The following is a 1,022-nucleotide window of genomic DNA, read 5'->3' on the forward strand; positions in this document are numbered from 1 at the left end:
TAATAAATTAGATATTTATACTACTTTACAAAAAAGATCTTTACGATTTCCTAAATTATATCGCTTATTTGATTATATATTTAAGCATTATAAAAAATGAGATAGTTTAGATGATAACAGTCAGAATAATGATAATTTTAGACCTTATACCTTAGAATTTATAGATATATCAATAGTTAATGAAATTACTCAATCTGAGGTAATTGATAGACAAATAAATAATGGAACTATTACTCATGTTAGAGCAATTCATAAACAAGAAAAAGTAACAAATAAAAAAGCACGAATGATGTATGAAGAAATTAAAAAAGAACAAAAAGAACAATTAGATCAAGAAATGAGTTATATTGATGATAATCAAACAAGAGAAGAAGATATTAAAGGAGATATACAATAATGCAAGTACCTAATATTAATAGTATTTTTAAAAACTTAAATGAAAGAATAATGGATAATAGTGTTAGATCTGATTTAACTAAATTAGGTATTGATATTAAAAGTAATTATTTCTTTTTTCCATTTATTATTAAAACTGGTTTAGTAAATATTACTGATAAAGGTTTTCAACCTAATAATGGAGTACCACAAAACTTTACTCAAATGTCACAAATATTTACTGGGAAAGAAGGAATTATTGCACAATGAAAAAATGCTATTAAAATTTGATAAAGAAGATGGAAAATATATTGTTAAAAAAGCACAAAGTGGTAGTTCAATAACAGTTAATGCCCCATTACATCAAAAAGATGATAGTAGTTTAGAATTATTATTATCAGATGAATTTGATAATAATAATTCTAAACTACTATCATCTTTTTGATGTAATGGGGCATTAACTGTTATTGAACTACCACTTTGTGCTTTTTTAACAATATATTTTCCATCTTCTTTAATTTCTTTTTCATCTAAATCAATATCAGATATATCAATCCCAATTTCTAATGCTAATTTACGATATAATTTTGCTTCAACCATTTCTTTTGGTCATTTATTTCAAGGTGAATATTCACTATTACCACTAG

The 1,022-nt window shown here is 23.6% G+C and carries 3 protein-coding genes; all 3 read left to right on the forward strand.

Annotated elements, in window-relative coordinates; all coding sequences use genetic code 4:
• Positions 1-397, forward strand: a 397-nt coding sequence (locus C6B38_RS10090) for a hypothetical protein (RefSeq protein ID WP_162475889.1), incomplete at its 5' end; no start/stop codon positions are given.
• Positions 397-669 (forward strand): hypothetical protein, encoded by a 273-nt coding sequence (locus C6B38_RS05015; RefSeq protein WP_105298875.1) that lies wholly within the window; start codon positions 397-399, stop codon positions 667-669. The genes C6B38_RS10090 and C6B38_RS05015, both read left to right, overlap by 1 nt.
• A partial coding sequence (locus C6B38_RS05020) for a hypothetical protein (RefSeq protein ID WP_146693318.1) occupies positions 650-1,022 on the forward strand: 373 nt, incomplete at its 3' end. The genes C6B38_RS05015 and C6B38_RS05020, both read left to right, overlap by 20 nt.

Origin of the sequence: Spiroplasma sp. ChiS (assembly GCF_002968355.1) — a bacterium.
GTDB classification, from domain to species: domain Bacteria; phylum Bacillota_I; class Bacilli_A; order Mycoplasmatales; family Mycoplasmataceae; genus Spiroplasma; species Spiroplasma citri.